This window comes from Streptomyces polyasparticus (assembly GCF_014493765.1).
Classification (GTDB): domain Bacteria; phylum Actinomycetota; class Actinomycetes; order Streptomycetales; family Streptomycetaceae; genus Streptomyces; species Streptomyces polyasparticus.
Genome location: NZ_JACTVJ010000039.1, coordinates 21,447 through 43,076, shown reverse-complemented (window position 1 = coordinate 43,076; position 21,630 = coordinate 21,447). Strand labels below are relative to the sequence as shown.

General features: G+C 65.4%; 14 protein-coding genes. 9 read left to right on the top strand and 5 right to left on the bottom strand.

Features of this window, described 5'->3' with window-relative positions; all coding sequences use genetic code 11:
- Positions 1-1,724: CDP-glycerol glycerophosphotransferase family protein (locus H9Y04_RS43530; RefSeq protein ID WP_306660233.1), on the top strand; the 1,724-nt coding region annotated here is incomplete at its 5' end.
- A 16-nt stretch (positions 1,725-1,740) separates the two neighbouring features.
- Here the strand turns inward: H9Y04_RS43530 and H9Y04_RS43525 are convergent.
- Entirely contained in the window at positions 1,741-3,612 is a 1,872-nt protein-coding gene (locus H9Y04_RS43525) for a tetratricopeptide repeat protein (protein WP_308802039.1), read from the bottom strand.
- A gap of 497 nt (positions 3,613-4,109) precedes the next feature.
- Between H9Y04_RS43525 and H9Y04_RS43520 the strand changes: the two genes are divergently transcribed.
- Positions 4,110-5,900 (top strand): recombinase family protein, encoded by a 1,791-nt coding sequence (locus H9Y04_RS43520; RefSeq protein ID WP_187819805.1) that lies wholly within the window; start codon positions 4,110-4,112, stop codon positions 5,898-5,900.
- Positions 5,901-6,236: 336 nt separating this feature from the next.
- Here H9Y04_RS43520 and H9Y04_RS43515 read toward each other — a convergent pair whose 3' ends face one another.
- The 3 genes from H9Y04_RS43515 to H9Y04_RS43505 are packed head-to-tail and all read right to left on the bottom strand — an operon-like array spanning position 6,237 to position 8,789.
- Complete coding sequence (locus H9Y04_RS43515; protein WP_187819804.1) at positions 6,237-7,265, bottom strand: DNA cytosine methyltransferase; 1,029 nt, start codon at positions 7,263-7,265, stop codon at positions 6,237-6,239.
- Positions 7,252-8,226: a TRM11 family SAM-dependent methyltransferase gene (locus tag H9Y04_RS43510; RefSeq protein WP_187819803.1), complete on the bottom strand. Its 975-nt coding sequence runs from the start codon at positions 8,224-8,226 to the stop codon at positions 7,252-7,254. The genes H9Y04_RS43515 and H9Y04_RS43510 overlap by 14 nt, the downstream gene beginning before the upstream one ends.
- A gap of 11 nt (positions 8,227-8,237) precedes the next feature.
- Entirely contained in the window at positions 8,238-8,789 is a 552-nt protein-coding gene (locus H9Y04_RS43505) for a hypothetical protein (protein WP_308802038.1), read from the bottom strand.
- A 448-nt stretch (positions 8,790-9,237) separates the two neighbouring features.
- On the opposite strand from H9Y04_RS43505, the gene H9Y04_RS43500 reads away from it, so the two are divergent.
- From H9Y04_RS43500 to H9Y04_RS43480, 5 genes are all read left to right on the top strand, one after another.
- Positions 9,238-12,921 (top strand): type I restriction endonuclease subunit R, encoded by a 3,684-nt coding sequence (locus H9Y04_RS43500; RefSeq protein ID WP_236072158.1) that lies wholly within the window; start codon positions 9,238-9,240, stop codon positions 12,919-12,921.
- On the top strand, positions 12,918-14,396 hold the full coding sequence (locus tag H9Y04_RS48040) for a restriction endonuclease subunit S (RefSeq protein WP_187819801.1): 1,479 nt from the start codon (positions 12,918-12,920) through the stop codon (positions 14,394-14,396). The genes H9Y04_RS43500 and H9Y04_RS48040 overlap by 4 nt, the downstream gene beginning before the upstream one ends.
- Positions 14,397-14,401: 5 nt before the next feature.
- Entirely contained in the window at positions 14,402-16,018 is a 1,617-nt protein-coding gene (locus H9Y04_RS43490; RefSeq protein ID WP_187819810.1) for a class I SAM-dependent DNA methyltransferase, read from the top strand.
- Positions 16,019-16,233: 215 nt separating this feature from the next.
- Positions 16,234-17,646, top strand: a complete 1,413-nt coding sequence (locus tag H9Y04_RS43485; RefSeq protein WP_187819800.1) for an HsdM family class I SAM-dependent methyltransferase — start codon at positions 16,234-16,236, stop codon at positions 17,644-17,646.
- Between the two features lie 55 nt (positions 17,647-17,701).
- The gene (locus H9Y04_RS43480; protein ID WP_187819799.1) at positions 17,702-19,861 is read left to right on the top strand and encodes an AIPR family protein; all 2,160 of its coding nucleotides are present in this window, start codon (positions 17,702-17,704) and stop codon (positions 19,859-19,861) included.
- 20 nt (positions 19,862-19,881) lie between these two features.
- On the opposite strand, the gene H9Y04_RS43475 is transcribed toward H9Y04_RS43480, so the two are convergent.
- Positions 19,882-20,334, bottom strand: a complete 453-nt coding sequence (locus H9Y04_RS43475; RefSeq protein ID WP_308802037.1) for an ATP-binding protein — start codon at positions 20,332-20,334, stop codon at positions 19,882-19,884.
- A 199-nt stretch (positions 20,335-20,533) separates the two neighbouring features.
- Between H9Y04_RS43475 and H9Y04_RS43470 the strand changes: the two genes are divergently transcribed.
- Together H9Y04_RS43470 and H9Y04_RS43465 are read left to right on the top strand one after the other, a co-directional pair.
- The gene (locus tag H9Y04_RS43470) at positions 20,534-21,397 is read left to right on the top strand and encodes a helix-turn-helix domain-containing protein (protein WP_187819808.1); all 864 of its coding nucleotides are present in this window, start codon (positions 20,534-20,536) and stop codon (positions 21,395-21,397) included.
- Complete coding sequence (locus tag H9Y04_RS43465) at positions 21,394-21,597, top strand: DUF397 domain-containing protein (protein ID WP_187819798.1); 204 nt, start codon at positions 21,394-21,396, stop codon at positions 21,595-21,597. Before H9Y04_RS43470 ends, H9Y04_RS43465 begins: the two co-directional genes overlap by 4 nt.
- The last annotated feature ends 33 nt before the right edge of the window (positions 21,598-21,630 follow it).

Genomic DNA, 21,630 nt, shown 5'->3' with positions numbered 1-21,630 from the left:
GCGACGGGCGACGGGCGACGGGCGACGGGCGACGGGCGACGGGCGACGGGCGACGGGCGACGGGCGACGGGCGACGGGCGACGGTTCTTCTCGCCGCGAGGTCGGCGGTGGCGCTGTACCGCCTGCTCGATGTGTTTCCGCTCCTCTCCGGCGACGACCGCATCACTCCCCGCTTCACTCTCGTGCCCGGCTCCGCGTTCGGCGCGGATGTCCTGTCCGCCGTGGAGGCCGTCGGTGGCCGCACCATCCCCTGGAGCGAGGCCCGCGATCAGTCGTACGACCTGGTGATCGCCGCAAGTCCCAAGGGTGAGCTGGAAGTTCTGCGCGGTCGGCACGTGTTGCTGCCGCATGGGGCGGGGTTCAACAAGTCCCTGAGGCACGAGGGTTCCGCCGATTCGGCCTCAGGCCTCGACCCGGAGTATCTGCACCGCTCCGAGCACGCCCCACCAGTCTCCCTGCACGCACTGGCTCACCCATCCCAGCTCGCCCGTCTCGCTGCCGCGGACCCTGAGGCCGCACTCCGAGCAAAGGTGGTCGGCGACCCCACCCTCGCGCGCCTGACCGCTTCACAGCCCCTGCGCGAGACCTACCGCGCGGCACTGGGCACCGGCTCCCGCACGCTCCTGGCCCTCAGTTCGACGTGGGGTCCTGACGCGTTGCTCCGCCGTTGCCCCGATCTGCCGGCCCAGCTCGCCGGGCACCTCCCGTACGACCGCTACCAGTTGGCGCTCGTCGTCCACCCCAATGAGTGGAGCCGTCTGGGCACATACGAGCTGCGTGCGAGGCTGGCGCCCGCCCTGGAAGGCGGACTGATCCTCGCCTGTCCGCGCGACGAATGGGCTTCGGTCCTGATCGCAGCTGATGCCCTGATCTGCGACCACGGCTCTGCCGCCCTGTACTTCGCCGCTGTACAGGACCGTCCCGTTGTCGCGGTGCACCGAGGTGGCAGCGAGCTGATCCCCGGCACTCCCATGGACGAACTCCTCAGTTCCGTACCGATGCTGAGCTCAGCGGACTCGGTGGAGCAGGCGCTGCGTGCGTACCGCCCGGAGACCGGACAATCCGCGGCCCGCGCTGCCTTCCGCCACAGGACAACCGCGTCCCAGAGGCTGCGGACGGAGCTGTACGCGCTTCTCGGCCTCACTCCCCCAACCACCGCCATCCCTGTACCGCTGCTCCCCTCGCCGGTCGCGGCGCCACGGGTCCCGGGCGCATTCGATGTCCATGTCAGCATCAAAGAGTCCATGATCCGTGTCGACCGTTACCCCGTCGGCCTCCAAGCGCCGGGCCATCACCTGGCCGTGGAACATGGTGTGGCGGGAGAGCACCACCTGCGCTCCGCAGGGCTGGTGTACCGACGCCGCGCCGCCGCCTTCGCCACGACGTCGACGCGCGTGGACTGGCTGGCAGACGGCTGGGCCCGGCACATCCTGGCTGAGTACCCCGGCTGCCGGGCCGCCGCGGCTCTCCTGGCCCCGTCCCAATGCCTTCTTCGCGTACGGAGTCACGCGCAGCCGTACAGCGTCGGCACCGAGCCGGTCACCGAGGACGGCCGGATCCTGCGGATAGACCCGGCCGCCGCCGTATCGGCAGCCCATGCGTGGCTTCTCTCCCAGCGGACCACACCGACGGAGCCTGTGCGCTTGGACTGCCGCATCGGGGCACAGGGCTTCCCCATCACCCTCGCTCCAGCTACCACCGAGGCCGCCGCCGAACCTTTGTAATCACACCAGTCGGCTGTTACTCATCCAGACCACTGCGTTGCCGGATCGCACGCGCCGCCGTGCGGTGTTCCTCTGCCTCAGCCAGCCGTCCTTCCTCCTCGCCGAGCTCGGCCAACGCATCGTGGATGCGCAGCAGATCGAAACCGGAGTTCCGGCGGCGGGCGCTGTCCAGCGACTGCTGGTACAGCCTTCGCGCCCCGGCAGGGTCGCCGAGCCCTCGTACCACGCCGGCCAGCAGGAAGGCACTGCGTCCCGTCATCCGCTCGCGCCGCTGCGCACTAATCCCGGCGTGAGCCTCCTCGAGCAGGCTGCGCGCCGTCTCAAGGTCGCCGAGCTTCGAGCGAGCCTCTCCCATGCGGTACGTCTGGAGCATGACGCCGTACTCCGAGTTGCTCAGCCCGCGATGCACGTCGCGCGCCGCGGAGTACTCCGCGAGGGCCTGCTGCCACTCGCCTCGCCGACCGTGCAGCATGCCCTGGAACTCCTGTACAGAGGCGGCAAGTTTTCGGTCCAGCTCATTGCGACCGAGCAGGCGCACGGCCGCGATCGCCCGGTCGATCTGTTCCTGGGCTTCCTCCAGCCGGTCCGCCTCCCACAACGGGCGGGCGAGTTGGCAGCAGGTCCGCGCCATCCAGGCGGCTTGCCCGCTGCGGACCGCGCACTCCGTGGCGAGACGCAGTACCTGCTCCACCTCTGGCTGACGCGGATGGTCCAGGGCATACGTCCACACCGCTTCGGACAACGCCACGGTCTCGGCGTCCAGTTCACGCCCATGCGCGAGGCGTGCGCAGGCGAACAGTGAGTGCCGCTCCTCGAAGAGCCATCGCAGCGCAAGCGCGGACCGCTCAGCTGCGAGCTCCGTCTCAGTCGTCTCCTTGGGGTCCTCCAGCGGAACATCCGGCGCTTCGGGCATCTCGGCGAAGTGGTCTACGACTCGCAGCCGTTGCCCTGCTGCGAATCGGTCGGCGATCTGAGCCTGTCGTACGAACCAACGCAGCACCCTGACCTGAGCCTCGGCAACCTCGCCATCGGCCGCATCCCGACGCGAGCGACGCAGTGCGTGCCCCTGCAGCGGACCCTGCAGCCTCAACCGGCCGTCTGTGGCGCGCAGGTCGAGCAGTCCCGCCCTGTCAAGCTCCTCGATAGCCTCCTCGCTGTCCTCCGCGCCGAGTCCGAGCAGCGCGGTGGCGGAGCGGACGGTGAACGTGGCGGCGGGGTGGTGGGGCAGCAGCCGGTACAGCAGGGCTGCCGCGGGAGACAACTTGTCGTACACCTCGTCCCACAAACGCTCGACGCCAGGGATACCTCGGGACTCCCACTCACCCCGCAGTTGCGGAACAAGGCGGGCCATCGGACGGATCCGGTGCGCACGTACCCAACGGCCCGCCACATGCAGTGCGGTCGGCAACCCTTCGCACATCCTGACCAGGGCCCGCACCGCCTCCGGGTCCCCAGCCAAGCGTGGATCGCGCACGATCAAGCTCAGCAGCTCTCGGGCCTCGTGCTCTTCGAGAGGCGGAAGAGGCATTCCGACAGCGGCGCCACTCTCCAGGTCGTGCAACGGCCTATGGCCGGCCACGATCACCACACTGTCACCGGACGCCGGAAGCAGCGGTACGAGTTCTGACGCGTAGCGGACGTTGTCCAGAACGAGAACGAGCTTCGCGCCGGAGGTCTTGGTCCAGTACTGCCGGCAGCGCGCCTTGAACGAATTCGCGATCAAGTTGGGCTCCACGTCGAGCGAGCAGAGCAAGTGCGTCAGCACGTCGCCGGGATCGAGTGTGTCGTCCTCCCAGCGGAAGTCATCGAGATCGACGGTCCGTACGCCGTCGGGGAAGCGGTCGAGCATGGTCCGCGCCAGCAGATATGCCAACTCGGTCTTACCCACACCGGCCGGTCCACTGAGCACGAGTACGAGTGGCCGTGCGCGCCCCTGCCACCTCTCGACCGCCCGCCTGGCCCGCTCCTGCTCCTCGCTGCGATTCACGAAGTGCACCGGCTCCGGCGGAAGTTCAACCCTCATGCAACCCCTGCCTCGTTGTCGTCGCTCCTACTCGAAGCGTCCGGCGCAAGCCTCCCCCAACAGCGACCCATCCGAACCGTCGCGCACGGAGATGTGTCCGCACGCCCGAACTACCTCACCAGTAGTTGGCAGGACGAGCGCTATCAGTGCAGTCATCGCCAGCCTCTCAGCCAGACGGTGAAATGACGCTCCCTGCAGATGGGGTGGCCACGCGGTTGCCTATGCACGGATCTGACCAGCGACGATGCACATACGCAGCGCTTCGCGCCACAATCCCGGCGATCTCCAGTCAGAGCCCATCATCTGTGCGCTGTAACTGCCTTTTGCCGGGGCATCCACCATTTCTGGGTAGCTTCACCGGTATGAACCAGCGCGTATTGGGCTCTCTCCGCCTATCCGTCGAAACAGACGACTCCACCGCCATTCCCCGCCAGCGCGATCACATTCAGCACTGGGTCGATGCCCCGGGCCGCGAAGCCGAGATCATCGGTTGGGCCACCGACACGGACGTCTCCGGCGGGCTCCACCCCTTCAAGCGCCCCGACCTCGGCAAGTGGTTCACCGACGACTACAAGGACCGGTGGGACGTACTGGGGGTCATGAAGATCGACCGACTCAGCCGTCGCGTAGCCCACTTCAGCGAGGTCGTTCAGTGGTGCCAACAGCACGGGAAGGTCATCGTGTCGACCCAAGAGGGCATCGACATGTCCACCCCCATGGGCAAGATGTTCGCCCAGATCCTGGCCGTCTTCGCCGAGGGCGAGCTCGACACGATTCGGGCGCGTGCCCGCGACGCGGTGCAAACGCGCCTCGCCGCAGGGGCCTGGGTGGCAGGGCTGGCGCCCTTCGGCTACGAGTTCGTGCAGGTAGGCAAGGGCAAGGGGAAGCGGCTCCAGCCGCTGGACCACTACAAGGAGCTTGCCGAGGAGATCGCGGCCAAAGTCTTGGACGGCCAGAGCCTGCGCTCCATCTCTCGGGATCTGGAAGGCCGCGGCGAACCGACCTGGCTCTCTCTGATCCAGCCGAACAGCAAGCGGGCACAGCTGAGCCGGTGGTCGAACTCTTCAATCCGGGGAGTGCTACTCAATCCCAAAATCGCGGGGCTCTACACCTACAAGGGCGAGATCGTGGAGGACGACGAGGGCAATCCGCGCATGATTGCCGACGAGCCGCTCCTCGATATGGGCACCTGGCATCGCGTTGTGATGAGGCTTCGCGACAACCGCTCGTTCGGCGGCCAGGTGACCAAGAGCCGAGCCATGCTCGTGGGTGTCGCCGCGTGCGGTGGGTGTGGAGGACCGCTGACCAAAGCCCAGTTCACCAATCGGTACCCGGCTGTGGGCGATCGCCCAGCGCGCGAGAACCATTACTCGAGGTACAAGTGCAGCAAACACGCAGTCCACGGGTCCTGTCCCCGCGCAGCTGCTGTCAACACCAGCGACCTTGAGGGCGAGTTCACCAGGCTCTTCCTTGAGCACATGGGGCACCTGCCCGAGGTGCGGGAACTGGAGTCCAATCTGTACGACCCCTCTCACGACATCACCGCGACTCGTGCCCGTCTGGACCGACTGAAGGCCGACTTCGCGGCCGGCAAGTACGACGGCGAGGAGAAGGAGGAGATCTACTGGTCGCTCCTCAACTCCCAGACAGCAAAGCTCTCCCGCTTGCGCGTCTTGCACGCCGAGTACGAGCGGAGCAAGGGAAAGTTCGCTGCCACCGGCCGCACCTTCGCCGACATCTGGAACTCTCGTGACGACGAGGGCAAGCAGCTATTCCTCAAAGAACACCGAGTGAAGATCCTTGTCTACCGCGATCCTCTGCCGGACAAGAAGTTCGGATTCTTGATGCAGCTCGGAGACGTGACACGGATGGCGCGGGCTGCGCACGTCGAAGTTCCAGACGATCTCGCCCACGGCGTCATCACGTTCAACCTCCCCACCAAAGAACACCTTCGCGACCGTTCACTCGACGCACGGCAGGTCCGCATCGGACTCGATGTCATCGACTCGATCGAGGCTGCTTTGCGCATGGCGGCTGAGGAGAACGAGCGATCTCGAATGGGCGGCCACACACTGCCCGCCGCGCGGTCCAAGACGAACACCACCGATGAGCACCAGCAGCAGGTCAGTGGCGACGATCAAGCTCACGCCTGAGGCAATCCCGGACCTTGTGAAGTCCCTCAGCAAGCTCTCTGAGCGCACCAAGATCGGCGATGAGGTACTTCACTACAAAGTTGGGCAGATGATCGGATTCCTCAATCACCAGGATCCCCCGAGTCGGCCAGCAAAACCCGGCGCCGCTCCCCTCATCCTCCCCTGCCTCTGCTGACGACGGCCGACGCTCTTCGGCGTCGCACGAGAATGACCGGCGTGGACGCCGAATCCTGGAAGGGGCAGTACGGCGACCGTTGCCCGGGCCTTGGCCATGTGGCCGCACGCCTGCGTCGTGCCCACAGCTCTGCTCGCCTCCTCCAGCCTCGGGAAGGGCGGTCACCATGCACCGCCTTCTGCCCTCGCATCGCGCCGGCGCTCTGGGAGGATGTGGGGCGGAACCCAGTCTGTCAGCAGGAGATCCAGGGCGTGGGCGGCTTGCTGGGGTACGACGCTGTTGCCGATCAGGTGCAGTTGTGCGGCCCGGGACAGGCCCGGAGTTCCGGTGACCCACCCGGCGGGCAGCATCATCCACTCGACGAACTCGGCGGACAGGCGACGCGTCCCGGGGGCGGTGGGCCTGGGTGCGGCCTGCCCTGTCAGGTGCTCCCACCGTCTGACCGCGGGAAGGTAGCCGCCCCACCAGTGGGCAGGCGACTGACCACGGTGCGCAGGTTCATACCGCCCTTTCGCCTGGGGCTGGTACCCGGCCCTCCCTCGGCATCGGCCACCGTGGGGGTGGGCAGCAGGCGGTCGGCCCCGTGGTGGGGCATCGGTCGCGGGCCAGGCCGCGAGGAACACCCGGAAGCGGCGGTGCGGCGCACCGACGTCGCTGGCGCGTACGCACACCCAGCCCGCGTCATACCCGAAGCCGGCCAGCTCCGAGAGAACAACGCCCAGTGCCCGCATACGGGGTTGGCCGGTCCACTCTCCCAGACACGTCGGGCACGACTCCAGCGAGCCAGCCTCATCATCCTCCCCGGTTCCTGATCCGGCGCGGATGGACAGCAGGCCAGGCACATTCTCGACCACCACCAAGGACGGACGGAGGCTGCGGATGGCCCGGGCGGTGTGCTGCCACAGGCCGGAGCGAGGACCAGAAAGGCCAGTTCGGGGTCCGGCCAGTGAAAGGTCTTGGCAGGGGAATCCGGCGGTGAGGACATCCACCGGTTCCACGCGATCGAAGTCGCCTTCCCTTATGTCGCCAAGATTGGGCGTGGTGGGCCAGTGCCTCGCGAGCACGCTAGCCGCCCGCGGGTCGTTCTCGCAGTGCCATGCGACACGGCCGTCCAGCACGCTCTGCACGCCGAGGTCCAATTCGCCCACGCCGGAGAACAGCGACCCGATCGCCACCTCAGCAGAGGCCATGATCACCCTCCGCTCGGCAGACACGGGAGCGGAAGGTTGCAGCGGTACGAGGCTTACGGGTTCGACACGTACCGCCACGCTGCGAACGCGGGTCGCTCTCGTGCACTGCCCCACCTGTCTCCGGTGGTTTGACCAGGCACAGCACGTCCTCGTGCACGATCAGATGCTGGGGGACGCCGCGTCTGCGGGCGTCGCGGACGTTCTTCATCTGGAAGAACGAGGGTCGGGCGATGAGTTGGCCGTCGCGGATGCCGGCGAGCAGGGCGACGTTCCGCTCGGTGGGGGTGAACCCGGCTGCCACCCCGGCAGCGAGCGCGGCGGACGGCAGGTCGACGAGCTCGCCACGAGCGCGCCATGGCCGCGTAGTGATCACAACGGTGCCGCCAGGCCGCATCACCTGGCGGCACTGATGGAGGATCTCGGTGAAGGCGTCGAGGAGTTCGTCGGTCGCGACGTGGGCGAGGTTGTTCGGGTCGCGGCTGTACCGGTAGTGCTTCTTCGTGACGCCCGCTTCACCGCTGTCGCGGGTGGAGCGCACCTGTCCGTGTACGGAGTTGCCGTACGGCGGCGAGGTGAGCACCATCGCGATCTTGCCGTGGTGCTCCGAGGGAACCAGCTCGCGCAGGTCTCGGGCGTCACCACAGAACACTGAGCCGCAGCCCGTGCCGCCCTCGTGCATCGCGGAGGTGGCGTTGAGCCGGGCCAGGCGGGCCCATTTCGGTTCGTACTCGACGCCGATTGCGTTTCGGCCGAGGTGGAGTGCCTCCACCAAGGTGGTACCGATGCCGCACATCGGGTCCAGCACGAGATCACCGGGCTGGGTGTAGGTACGGATCGCGTGGGCGGCCAGGGCGGGGAGCATCTTGGCCGGGTGGTCGGCAGAGCCGGGGACGTAGCGGCCCGCGCGCTGGGCGGGGGCGGAGGTGGGTGCGGTGTTCCACACCGAGAAGGAGCTGTGCATGACGAACTCCCCTATACCTGGCCGTGAATGGCCGTGAACGCGAGCAGGTCGGAGTGCACCAGGCCTGGTGGAGCATCCGCAGGCGGCGCCGGTACGAGCTGATCGCCAACCAGGCGTCCGTGGACGATCACGATGTGCTGCAGATAGCGAAAGCCCGCAGTGCGAGCACAGGCGATCAAGGTGCCAAGTGGATCGATCAGACGTCCGCTGTCGCGCCGCTGGCGGGTGGCCAGAAGCAGCAGGCCGTCGGCGGGCAGCATGCGGTGGGCGCGGTGGCAGAAGCCGGGCCACCCGCCTCCCACCGCGTCGGCAGTCTCCTCTGCGCCGGACACACGGGGCACCACGCTCGGAAGAGTGTCGGGATGAAGTTCGGCCAGCAACAGCGAGGGCGTCCTGCCGGTGATCGCATCCAGGGGCTGCCCGTCGAAGGTCGTGCACGGCATGCGGGCGTCCATGCCGAGTTCCAGGTCGTGCACCTCGATCCTGATCTGGGACCCCGCCAGGCCGCCGAAGCAGTGCCTGAACTCGTTTCGGATCTTGTCGACGGCCCAGCCGGGCAGCACACATCCAGCAACTGGGGCGGGCTCGGTGGCGTGCTGCCCTGGATGCCAGATCGTGGACGGAAGGGGGTGCGGTGAGGAGTCATCGTGAGTGGGGTGCGCGCAGTAGGTCATGGGCGAGTGGGCGTCCTGGGAAACCCAGTCGTCTGATGCTGACGCACATCATGGAGAACGGAGCGGCTCCGATTCTCACACTGGGTGACTACAGCTTCTGTCTGCGTCGTCACGTGCATCGGATGTCCACAACCAAGTGAGTCGTGGGCACCGCGGCGACGACTCTGACGGAGCCAGCCAGGGTGCGGCCTCGTCTTGATCAGCTATGTCTCGAGCACAAACACCGCGCGGACGAGGTCTCGCCCTACCCGCTCAGCCACTCAAAACGCAGCCGCGTGTCAGTGCTGCCCAGTACGCTCTAAGAGCGATCAAGGTAGGCGGAGAGGCAGGACACAACATGAGCGCGGTCGGCTCGCCCGGAACCCCGGACGCCAAGCTGGTGCGGCTGGCCAAACAGTCTCGAAACTTCGGCTTTCTGCTGCCGCACCTGCCCGTACTTGTGGCCTACGGAGCTGCCGCTGAGAGCCACGTATTCGATGATCCCAACACTTCCTTGATCAAGTCCCGACAGTTCGGTGAATCTCTCGCCGCCGACCTCATCCGTCGGGCCAGGATTCAAAACGCGGGTACCACCCAGTTTGAGCGCCTCAGGGCCCTTGATAGGGAGGGCTACCTGCACGGAAACGTGGGCGCCGCGTTCCATGAGGTGCGCAGCCTCGGCAACGATGCCAATCACGGCGATCATGACAACTCGGACGACGCCTTTCGCGCGCTGCAGACGTGCTTCCGCCTCGGCGTTTGGTATCACCGCCTGCTGACCAGCTCGCGGGAGCAGATAGCTTTCGTGCCGCCGGACCCCGACAACACTCCGGCGGCACATAACCAGCGTCTCCAGGCAGAGGTGGCCCGCGCTCGCCGCGCGCTTGAAGAAGCCCGCGTCACGTACCAGGACCAGGCGTCCAAGGCCGAAGCTGAGCACGCTGCCCGTACAGCAGCCGAACGGGAGCTGGCAGAGGCCAAGGCCGAGCGGGAAGAGCTAGCCCGCTCCATCGCCGCTCTGCAGGCCCAGCTGAGCCAAGTCGAAGCCGCACAGGAGGCCGACTACGCTCGGCAGCGCCGTGCAGAGGCAACCGACAATGAGGCAGTCTCCGCTGCTGTCGCCGAGCGCGCCCGCCTCCTCGACAACGCCGAGCAGGCTGCCCGCGAGCCGCTCTCCGAGGTGCAGGTCCGTGCCCGCCTCGACCAAATGCTCTCTGAGGCCGGCTGGCAGGTCCAGGACGCCGCAGCGCAAAACCTGTACCACCAGGGCGACCACCGGGGCAACGGCGTGGCCGTCCGTGAAACCACCACCGCCCGAGGGCGGGCCGACTACGCGCTCTACGTGGACCGCAAGCTGGTCGGTGTCATCGAGGCAAAGCGCGAAGGGGCAGACCTCTCCGCCGCCGAGTCACAGGCCGACCGATACGCCGACCACCTCACCGACGCCCAACAGCGCCATCTAGCCTGGAGGCAGCAGGAACCACTGCCCTTCCGGTACGTGAGTGATGGCGGCGAAACCCGCTTCCGCAACATTCTCGATCCCGACTCCCGAACTCGACGGATCTTCCACTTCCACCAGCCACGCACCCTCGCCCGCTGGATCCGCCAAGCCGACGAGGATCCGCAGGCACCCAGCTACCGCGCGCGTCTGCGTATGCGCATGCCTGAGCTGGACGAGCGCCCGCTGCGCCCCGCGCAGATCGGTGCTGTACGAGGCGTCGAGGACTCCGTTGCCCTCGGCCGAGGCCAACAGGGCATTGGCCAGTCCCGTTCCTTGGTGCAGATGGCAACTGGCGCCGGCAAAACCTTCACTGCGGTGACCTTCTCCTACCGGATGCTGAAGCACGCTCGCGCCGAGCGCGTTCTCTTCCTGGTCGACCGAAATAACCTCGGCGACCAAGCCGTCGCCGAGTTCGAGAACTTCATCACCCCTGACGGGGCACGGAAGTTCGCCGACCTCTACCACGTACAACGGCTTGGCTCCGAGGGCATGAAGGCGTCTTCCAAAGTGGTGGTCTCCACCGTGCAGCGCCTGTACATGGAGCTCACCGGCGAGCGTCCGCCCGGCGCACAAGACGAGGACGCTGAAGGAGAACAGCCATACGACATCCCTGGCCCGGTCGAGGTCGGATACAACGCGGACATTCCGCCGGAGTCCTTCGACCTGATCGTGGTCGACGAGTGCCACCGGTCGATCTACGGCAAGTGGCGCTCAGTCCTTGAATACTTCGACGCCCCCATCGTCGGCCTCACCGCTACCCCAGTCGCCCAGACCTTCGGCTACTTCAACGGCAATCTGGTCAGCGAGTACACGTATCAGGAGGCCGTGGCCGACAGCGTCAACGTCGACTTCTCCGTCTACGAAATCAACACGCGGATAACGGCGGAGGGCGGAGTCATCGCCCAGGGCACGATCCCGGTCCGTGACCGTCGCACGCGCCGACAGCGCTATGAGGACCTGGACGAAGATGTCGAGTATGGCGCGAACCAGGTGGGCGTCGGCGTCATCAGCAAGGACCAGCTGCGTACCGTGATCAGGACATTCCGAGAGCGCCTCTTCACTGAGATTTTCCCAGAGCGTGGCAAGCACGACAGCAGCACTGGCGAACTACTTTGGGACGAGATGTACGTCCCGAAGACGCTGATCTTCGCGAAGAACGACAACCACGCCGAAGAGATCGTGGAAGTGGTACGCGACGTATTTGGCAAGGGCAACGAGTTCTGCGCCAAGATCACCCACGCGGCAAAGAAGGCAGATGAGCGCCTCGCCGACTTCCGAAACCTGCCGCAGCTACGCATCGCCGTCACCGTCGACATGATCGCTACTGGGACCGACGTCAAGCCGCTGGAGTGTCTCCTCTTCCTCCGCGACGTGAAGAGCTGGGCTTACTTCGAGCAGATGAAGGGGCGCGGTGCACGCACCCTCTCTCTCACCGAATTCGAAAAGGTAACGCCCGGAGTCGGCCCCAAAACCCGCTTCGTGATCGTCGACGCGGTCGGCGTCACCAAGCGGAAGAAGGTCGATGCCGCACCTCTGGAACGGCATACTGACAAGCAGGTCAGCCTGGAAAAGCTCCTTCGAAAGACTGGTGCCGGCACCATCGAGGAAGCAGAGGTTTCCACCCTCGCAGCCCGTCTCGCCAAGCTCGATATCCAAATGACCTCAGAGGAACGCGGCGAAATTGAGCAGCTCACAGGCGGCCGCCCACTGAAGGAGATCATCCGCGGCATGATCCGCGCGGTCTCCGTCGACGACCAGCAGAAGGTACGGGATGCCGCCGCGCTGACCGGCCGTGACCCCGAACGTGAAGTGCGGGCGCTCATCGAGCATGCCGTCCAGCCGCTTGCTGCCGCTCCCCAGCTGCGCGCCCGTCTCCTCGAAATGCGCCGAGCGAAAGACATCCTCTACGACGAAACCAGCCGCGACGAACTGGTCAACGCTGGCGCAGCAGTTGAGAACGAAGCCACTTCACGTGACATCGTCACCTGCTGGCGGGAGTACATCGAGAACAACCGCGACGAGATCGCGGCAATGGCCATCGCGTTCAACGCCGACTCCGATACCCCACCGGCAGACGCCTTGCACCGCCTCAAGGACGTGGCCCGCGCGATCGCTCGCCCCCCGAGGGCCTGGACCCCGGACCGACTCTGGGCGGCGTACGAGCAATTGGGTGAGACGCCGATCAGCAAGCAACGCACCCGAAAGACTGCAGCCGATCTCCTTGCGCTGCTTCGATATGAGCTCGCCGGCGGTGCAGAACGAGGGATGCCACAGCCCATGCCGCACGAAGACCGCGTCCGTGAACGTTACGCGGCTTGGCTCGCCCGACAGGAACAGGCAGGCGTCCACTTCACAGATCGGCAGCGCTGGTGGCTCGACCACATCGCGAACGCCACCGTCGAACGGGTACGCTTCGACACCGCCGATCTGGACTACGCTCCGTTCGCTACCCGTAACGGGACGGATGGCTTCCTCGCCGAATTCGGCGAACAACAAGCGGAACACATCATCGACGAACTCGACAGGGAGCTGAGCGCGTGACTGCGACCGCAGTGGAAGCTGGGGGAACCGGGGGCGGCGCCGCTGGAGTCGTGGACAGCGGTAATGACGCGGAGCTTCCGAAAGGTTGGGCACGCGCCACGCTCGGCGAGATCATCTCTCCGATCTCAGAGCGCTACAAGCCGACTCCTGGTGACGATCTTCCATACCTCGGAATGGACCACGTCGAATCCCATACCGGGCGCATACTCGACTTGGGAACCGCCGCCACTATCAAGAGTTCATCCCCGGTAGTGAAGCCAGGTTATCTGCTGTATGGGCGCCTGCGGCCATACTTGAACAAAGTCGCCCTCGCCGACTTTAGCGGCATCTGTTCGGGCGAATTCATCGCCTTCCCCCCGAGCAGTGCAATCGATTCACGCTTCCTGCAGCACCGGCTCCTCAGTCCAGATTTCGTTCACTACGTAATGCAAAAAAACCCGACGGGTGATCGCCCTAGGGCCCACTGGGAACAGTTCTCCGATTTCACAATCCTCCTCCCACCGTTGGCCGAGCAGCATAGAATCGTTGCGAAGCTAGACGAGCAACTCGCCCACGTCGAGGCAGGTCAATCTGCACTCTCAGCTACTGCCAACAAAATGGAAGAGCTCATCCAAGCCACCCTACAAGAAGCATTTCGCGGAACGCTCACCACCGAAGACCTGTCGGAGGGCGGGAGCGAGGCCGCACTGGCCGGTAACACGGTAACTACGGAAGGCATGTGGAGCATTCCTAAAGAATGGCAATGGACGACGATTGGGTCGCTTTTCCAGGTCTTCGTGGGATCCACCCCATCACGGTCAGTACAGGCTTACTGGGGTGGCAACATCCCCTGGGTGAGCAGCGGAGAAGTGGCCTTCGGCCGGATCTCCACGACGCGCGAATCCATCACCATGGAATCGATCACAAACCCAGAGACGCGAATCCATCCCCCTGGCACGGTAATGGTTGCCATGATCGGCGAAGGAAAGACGCGCGGACAAACCGCCATCCTTGATATTCCAGCAGCCCACAACCAGAATTGCGCTTCGATTCGCGTTTCCGAAACAAGAATCCTCCCTGAGTACGTTTACTATTTCTTCATGTCGCGCTACGAAGAAACACGCAGAGAGGCTTCCGGCGGCAATCAACCTGCCTTGAATAAAGGGAAGATCCAGGCTCTGAAGATCCCGATCCCTCCCGTCGGCACGCAGCGGGCGATTGTCAGTCGAATTCAGGCCGTCGAAAGAGAGCTGCTCGATCTACGAGGAACACTAGACGCGAGCCGCTCTCAGGCTTCCAATCTTCGCGCCGCCGTCTGCCACACGGCCTTCTCCGGCCAACTTGTCCCCCAGCTCCCCACCGACGAGCCTGCCTCAGCGCTGCTCGATCGAATCCGCGCCGAGCGTGCTGCCTCGGCCCGGACGGGCAAGCGACGCCATACCTCCCGCACCAGTAAGCCGACCGGGAATACCGGTCAAGGAGAACTGCCCCTGTGAGCACCATGAGTCCTGACAAGCCAGTCACTGCTCCAACCCAGCGCACCCCGCAGCGGGTGGAGCTTGAGGAGCCGCAGGTCTCGCCCCGGATGACCGCGTCGACCAGCACTCTGGTCAACCGGCTCTGGTCCTACTGTGAGCTTCTTCGTCACTCGGGCGTCTCCACGCTCGATTACGTGGAGCAGCTCACGTATCTGCTGTTCCTGAAGATGGCGGACGAGCGGTCCAATCGTCCGGCGAAGTTCCGCCGAAAGAACGAGGATGAAGCTCCGCTGGTACCGCCAGGTCGGGACTGGGCAAGCCTGACCACCCGCTCCGGCGACGACCTGCTCAGCCACTACGAGTTCATCCTTAAGGATCTCGGCTCACGTGGCGGCACCATGCTCGGTGAGGTCTTCGCCAAGTCCAGCAACAAGATTCATGAACCCGCCGTGCTGGAGCGGTTGATCATGGACTTGATCAACCCGCACCGCTGGACCACTGAGGAGCAAGACCTCAAGGGCGACGCCTACGAAGGCCTGCTGCAGCGTGGTGCCGAGGACCGCAAGACGGGTGCCGGGCAGTACTTCACTCCCCGCCCGGTCATCGACGCCATGGTCGACTGTGTGCGGCCGCAGGTCGGCGAGACCATCACCGACCCGGCGTGCGGTACCGGTGGGTTCCTCATCGCCGCACATGCCCACCTCGTTAACCACTACGAGAAGCAGCTCTATGGGGATGAGGGACGCAAGCTCCAGACTGGAGCGATCACTGGATACGAGCTCGTCCGGGAGACCGCCCGCCTGGCACTCATGAACATGCTGCTGCATAACATCGGCACGTCCGGGGCCAAGCCGCTGATCACTGTGCAGGACTCATTGGCCAAGGCGCCGACACGGTTCTACGACATCGTGTTCGCCAACCCGCCGTTCGGCGTCGGATCGGTGACTGGCGAGGCGTACACCGCGCGCACCGACTTCTGGACACAAACCACCAACAAGCAGCTCAACTTCGTCCAGCACATCTACAACCTGCTGAAGACCAACGGGCGAGCCGCCGTCGTGCTCCCCGACAATGTCCTGTTCGAGGGCGGAGCTGGCGAGACGATTCGTCGTAATCTACTCAACCTGTGCGACATGCACACCCTGCTGCGTCTCCCCACCGGCATCTTCTACGCCAACGGCGTGAAGGCCAACGTCCTGTTCTTCGACAAGACCGGCCAGCGCTCCGGAGGCCGGCCGGGCACCAAACAGCTCTGGGTCTACGACTTCCGGACCGACCAACGCTTCACGCTGAAGCAGCGTCAGCTCCGCCGCGAGCACTTGGACGACTTCGTCGCGGCCTTCCACTCTGGCGGCACCGATTTCTCTGCCCGCAAGCCCAATGATCGCTTCCGGGCTTACGATTACGAAGAGCTGATCGACCGTGACAAGGTCAACCTCGACCTGACCGCCTTCACTTCAGAGGCGAGCTCCGCGCAGACGGCCCTCGCGTCACCCGACGTGATCGCCCAGGAGATCGTGGATGAGCTGGAGGCCGCTTTGGCCGAGTTCACGACTGTGGCGCGTGCTCTGAAGAACACGGGTACCACCAGAACTACCGACGATGGCACCGACGAAGCCGGGGAAAACCGAGCCGAGTAGCCGTCTCCTTCCGACACCCGAGGTCGGGCCGGAAGGCGGACGGCCTTGGCTCGAACTCGGGCGGCAGGGGAAGGAAGTTGAGCGGAATGGTAACGGGGCGGGGCGGAATACAGGGGACTTCCGGGTTTCCGACGCAAGGCGGGCGACCTGAGCAGCACTGGACTGCAGGCTCGATCGTCCGTCGCTGGTGGGCCTTCTATAACGAGAAGTCCAGTATGCGCGCTGTCACGAAGATTGAATTCGCCGAGCACATCGCCTACTTGCTCTTCCTCAAGCTCGATCACGAACGCGCCAATCGCCAAAGCAAGTTCGCCGCTCGGCCCGTGGCGCCCTCCGTTGACACCTGGCCCCATATCGTCGAACGTGGAGGAGAAGATCTCCACGGCTACTTGACCCGCACCATGCGTACCCTTGGCGCACCCTCGCCAGACAATCAGCGACGCACCACAGCGAGCGTCCTCTTCCACGACGCCCAGCCGTGGAACATCGACCGGATGAGTGAGCTGCGACAGCTCATCACCGAGGAGATCAACCCCTACCACTGGGCCCAGGTGCCCCATACAGAGCTGGGGCAAGCCTTCGCCCAGCTTCTCTCCGACTGCTACGACGACATGTTGAAGAAGCGCGAGACTGGGCAGTTCCTGACGCCGCTACCGCTCCTCACCGTTGTCGCCAAGGCGCTCGCGCTCACCCCCGATGACCGAGTCATCGACCCGGCTGGCGGAATCGGCAGCACTCTGATCGCGGCGCACCGCCAGATGGCGAGCCATGGAACCAAAGTAGACGACTCCGCCATTGCGGGCGCCGATATCGACCCCCAGATGTGCCGGCTCGCAACCATGAACGTGCTTTTGAACACCCGTCGGCTATTCGCCGGCATCCCTCCGATGCAGCGATCGGACTCCCTTTCTCGCAAGGCGGTAGCGATACAGCGCCAGGACCGCGACGTCGCCGCGACCGTGGCCTTGTGTAACCCGCCTTTCAAGAGCACCGACCTAGCCGTCGATACCACCCACCGAAGCGACTTCTGGGCAAAGAAAGCAGACCTCCCCACCAACTTCCTTCAGCACATCGCCGTCACTCTGCCAGAAGACGCACGCGCAGCCGTCTTCGTGCCAGACACTGTGCTGTTCGGCAAGGGAGCCGCCGCGGAGGTACGTCTCAAGCTGCTGCATAACTGTGACGTGCACACACTGCTGCGCCTGCCAACCGGCATCTTCCGCGGCACCAACTCCAAGGCAAACATTCTCTTCTTCACCAAGCCCGCGCCTCGCCCCAGCGGCGAGGCCGCGACCCGCACCCTGTGGGTCTACGACGCCCGCACGGGCAACCACCGTGCAGGAACGGTCAACCCACTAACCGAGGACGATCTAGCGGATTTCCTCTCCGCCTACCGACCGGACGACCCAGACCACAGTCACCGCACCCCGTCGCGCTCCTTCAAGCCCTATGCAGTGGCCGATCTGCTTGCACGCCCCGACACCAGCCTGGACCTCTGGGCCGACCTTGGCGATGACCTGCAGGACCTCGGGTCTCCTCGTGACATCGCAGCGTCCATCGTCACTGAGTTGAACAGTGCGAGCAGCAGCTTCCAGGCGGTCGTGGACGCGCTCGACTCCAGCATGTGACGCAGCCCCCACTCTCGATACGTCCCCGAGACCTCGATCGCCGCCCCGGAGAACCATGACCACCGCTTCGCGCCCCGATATCCCCGCCCAGGTCCGCCAAGTCGCCAACTTCCTCGACGCAACGTACGGCGCGCTCATAGACATGAGCGACTTCGGTAATCGCAGACCGGACGACCTCGTCGTCGCCCGTCGCTCTCGTGCCCTGGCCGCACATGCCGTGCGTATCGTCACCGACTGCACCCCTGCCCAAGCAGCGGCCTGCGTCATCGACGGTGGAGGTGACCAGGGGATCGACGCGATCGCCGTTGACGAGGACAACGCGCATATCTACCTCGTGCAGTCCAAATGGAGCCCGACCGGAACCGCGAAGGCCGATGAAACCGCGGTGCTCAAACTCTTCTCCGGGCTCACCCTGATCGATGCCGGGGAGTCCCGTCAGTTCAACCCTCGTGGCCGGATCCTGGCCGACCAGGCGAAGAAGCTGCTCGGCTCGGACATGACCAAGGTGACGCAGGTCATCGTCCTCATGGGCACCAAGGACCTCTCTCCGGGCGTACGTCAAGCCATCGAGAATGGCGAGAAGGACTTCAACCACGACGGCACCCACGTCTTCCACCGGGTGATCCATTCACCGGAGATCTACGCGCAGGCCCGTGTCGACCAGCGGCCTGAGCCGATCACTCTTGAGGTGACAATGTCTCCATGGTTCGCCTGCGCACCCTCCGACCAGCAGGCATACCAAGGCGTGGTTCAGGCGGAGCAGATCGTGGAGTGGGCCGAGCACGGAAACCGGCTCTTCGACCACAACATCCGCAACCCTCTCGGACTGACCCCCATCAACAGCGAGTTGGTGGAGACGCTCACAGAAGAACCCGCCAACTTCTGGTACTTCAACAACGGGATCACCATCCTGTGCGAGTCCCTGGACATCGAGAAGGGATCCAAGAAGCAACCAGAGCGTCTTCCGCTTCGGCTCACCGCACGCGGCGCGAGCGTCGTCAACGGCGCACAGACCGTGCGGGCTGTCATCGACGCAGCGAAGGAGGACGAGCAGGCGGAGTCGGCCGAAGTAAGCGTGCGCATCATCGTCACCGGCGGAGACACCGAGTTCGCGCAGAAAACCACTCAGGCCACAAACCGGCAGAACCACATCACCGACCGCGACCGCATCGCGCTCGACCCCGTACAAGCCGTCCTCATCGAGGAGTTCCGGGCCGAACTCGACCTCGTCTACAGCGTCCGCCGTGGCGAACTCGAACCGCAGGGCGACGAAGGCTGCTCCGTGGTCGAAGCCGCCTGCGCGCTCGCCTGTGCCCACTCCGCCAGCCGCCACACAGCACGCCTCGTGGCGGCCGATTCCACGGACGTGATGTGGCAGCGCGGTAGCGGTTCCATCTACGACGCCCTTTTCCGCTCCGTACCGGGTGTCTTCGAGGTCTGGAACGCCGTCCGGGTCCTGCGCGACGCACGCAAGGCACTGCGTTCAGTACGCGAGCAGTACGAAAAGCGCGGAGCCGCGGTAATCGACGACGGAGCTTTCCTGCTCACCCACCTCATCTTCCGCCAGCTGCTGGCAGAAGACGCCGGTATCGGCGAGCCCGACCCCGCGGCCCCCGCCACAACCTGGTATGAGAAGGCTTGCAACCGAATACCCTCGCTGCTGGAGCGGACCGTCCCCGTCCTCCTCGGCGTACTGGATGCACGGCACGGCACCCGCTCAGACCTCAAACGAGTGTGCATAGACGACGCAGAGTGCGCCGCCCTCGTCACCGATGTCCTGGACGTCTTGACCGCAGGCGGCCAAACGCAGGATGTGTCCCAGTACCTCCGCAGGGAAGAGCGAGCGCGCAAGCCCCGCCGCCCAAACTCGGTCCACGTCATTGTCAACCAAGGTGCGCTGGCAGAAGGCGCCCCCCTGCGCCTCAGCCTCTACGTACCGGCCGAACAAGAAGCACTGGAGACATGGCTCGCGGCCGACGAGAGCCGCTCCCGAGCCACGTGGACAGGCAACACGAACAAGGCCCTCATCTGGGAATACGACCGGCAGCGCTATTCGCCCAGCGGTCTCGTCTCCCGGATGTGGGAACTCGCCGATTGGGAGGAGCGCCCCGTATCGAACCAGGGCACCGCCCGCTGGATTACCCAGGACGGCGAGACGCTGGCAGAGCTGGCTGAACGGCTCCTGTTGGGCCTGGAGGGAGAAGGGGACCAGTAGCCACTTCACCCGCAGACACGTCATCGGCGACACACCGCCCACACCGTCTTCCCGCCCGGATGGTGCGGGCGTACGCCCCATTCATCGGACAGAGCGGTGACGAGCACCAGCCCTCGACCTGACTCGCCGTGCTCGCCGGCGAGTTGCGGCGCGGGCAGTACATCGCCGCGGGCATCGGTCACCTCAATGCGCAGCTCTCCGGGGTCGAGGCATAGTCGGAGTCGGGCCTCTCGCCCCCGGACGTGGCCATGCAGGGCGGCGTTCGCCGTCAGCTCGGCGATGAGGAGGGTGGCAGAGGAGACGAGTGCCTCGTCGTGGGGGTTGTCGGCAGAGAGATGTTCTGCGAGCCACCGCTCGGCGGCGTGGCGTACGGAGTGTGCGCCGTGCTCGGTGGTGGCGAAGAGGGCACTGAAGCCCAAGTGATCTGCGGGTAGGAGGGGTTGGCGGATTGTTGTTCCGGTTTCCTGGTTCACGTCACTGAGGGTGACGGAGCGGATCTACGCTGTGGAGGGTCCCGACCGGTACGACAGGTGACTGTCTGAGCAGGCCGGGAGGGCTGTCCGGGTGGGCGCCGCGTTTGTACGGGTGTCCGCCCGTGACGTGCACAGGTGACGATCAGTGGGCGTGTGACGACGAGGCCGACGACGGACTGGGGACGGGTGGGTGGCAGCAATGGCGGTGCGGGGCGACACACGGACCGACGACCCAGCGGGCTCGGACGAGGCCGCAGACCTCTTCCGGGCCATCGGACGCATGATCAAAGCCGCGCGGGAACGGAATGGGTTGAGCCAGCGAGAGTTGGGCCAACGCGTCGGATACGGCGAGGAGCAGATCTCTTCGATCGAACGGGGCCGGCGCACGCCGCAGCCGGACTTCCTCAAGGCGGTCGATGACCTGCTCGGGTGCGGCGGGTTGCTGGCGCTGCTCGCGGAGGATGTGGAGCGGGTGAAGGCCCGGCGCAGGGTCCGGCATCCGGAGTGGTTCCGGGACTACGCCGCGCTGGAAGCCGAGGCCGTCGAGATCTGCTTTTACAGCACCTTGACCGTGCCTGGCCTGCTCCAGACGGAACGGTACGCACGGACGATCTTTACGGCGCGGCGCCCACTCCTGGACGAGGAGACCATCGAGCAACGGGTTGCCGCGCGGCTAGACCGACAGCAAATCCTGAACCGTTGGCCGCCCCCGTCAGTAGCGGCGGTGATCGAAGAGTCCGTACTGCGACGAACCATCGGCGGGCAGCAGGTCCAGCGGGAGCAAGTCGAGCACCTCGCGGAATTGAGTCGCCTCCGCCACGTGGACATCCAGGTGCTGCCCCTGGACTGCGAGGGGCACGCGGGGATGGAAGGCCCCTTCATCCTGCTCACCCCGAAGGGACGGCCGCAGATGGGGTACGGCGAGTTCCAGAGCGTCAATCGGCTCATCACGGATCCGGACGAGGTCCGTATGCTCGCCGCACGCTATGGGAGCATCAGGGGGCAGGCGCTGAGCCCGTCACATTCCTACGCACTTGTCGAGAAGCTGCTGGGAGCAGGATGAGGCACGAACAGGCCGAACGGCTGCGCTGGTTCAAGAGCAGCTACAGCGGCGGGGACGGCGGGGAATGCGTCGAGGTCGCTACCACCCCCGAGGCCGTCCACGTCCGCGACTCCAAGGAGCGCTTGGGTCCGCGGATCGTTATCTCGCATGCCGCGTGGACCGGGTTCGTCTCCGGCCTTGGGCGATGCGACGCCAACTGACGAGGTCGTACAGGTTGGCGGTGGCTCGCCGAG

Coding starts and splice junctions, on each gene's coding strand:
- H9Y04_RS43520 (WP_187819805.1), top strand. CDS start 4,110: ATGAACCAGCGCGTATTGGGCTCTCTCCGCCTATCCGTCGAAACAGAC.
- H9Y04_RS43515 (WP_187819804.1), bottom strand. CDS start 7,265: ATGGCCTCTGCTGAGGTGGCGATCGGGTCGCTGTTCTCCGGCGTGGGC.
- H9Y04_RS43510 (WP_187819803.1), bottom strand. CDS start 8,226: ATGCACAGCTCCTTCTCGGTGTGGAACACCGCACCCACCTCCGCCCCC.
- H9Y04_RS43500 (WP_236072158.1), top strand. CDS start 9,238: ATGAGCGCGGTCGGCTCGCCCGGAACCCCGGACGCCAAGCTGGTGCGG.
- H9Y04_RS43490 (WP_187819810.1), top strand. CDS start 14,402: ATGAGTCCTGACAAGCCAGTCACTGCTCCAACCCAGCGCACCCCGCAG.
- H9Y04_RS43485 (WP_187819800.1), top strand. CDS start 16,234: ATGCGCGCTGTCACGAAGATTGAATTCGCCGAGCACATCGCCTACTTG.
- H9Y04_RS43480 (WP_187819799.1), top strand. CDS start 17,702: ATGACCACCGCTTCGCGCCCCGATATCCCCGCCCAGGTCCGCCAAGTC.
- H9Y04_RS43470 (WP_187819808.1), top strand. CDS start 20,534: ATGGCGGTGCGGGGCGACACACGGACCGACGACCCAGCGGGCTCGGAC.
- H9Y04_RS43465 (WP_187819798.1), top strand. CDS start 21,394: ATGAGGCACGAACAGGCCGAACGGCTGCGCTGGTTCAAGAGCAGCTAC.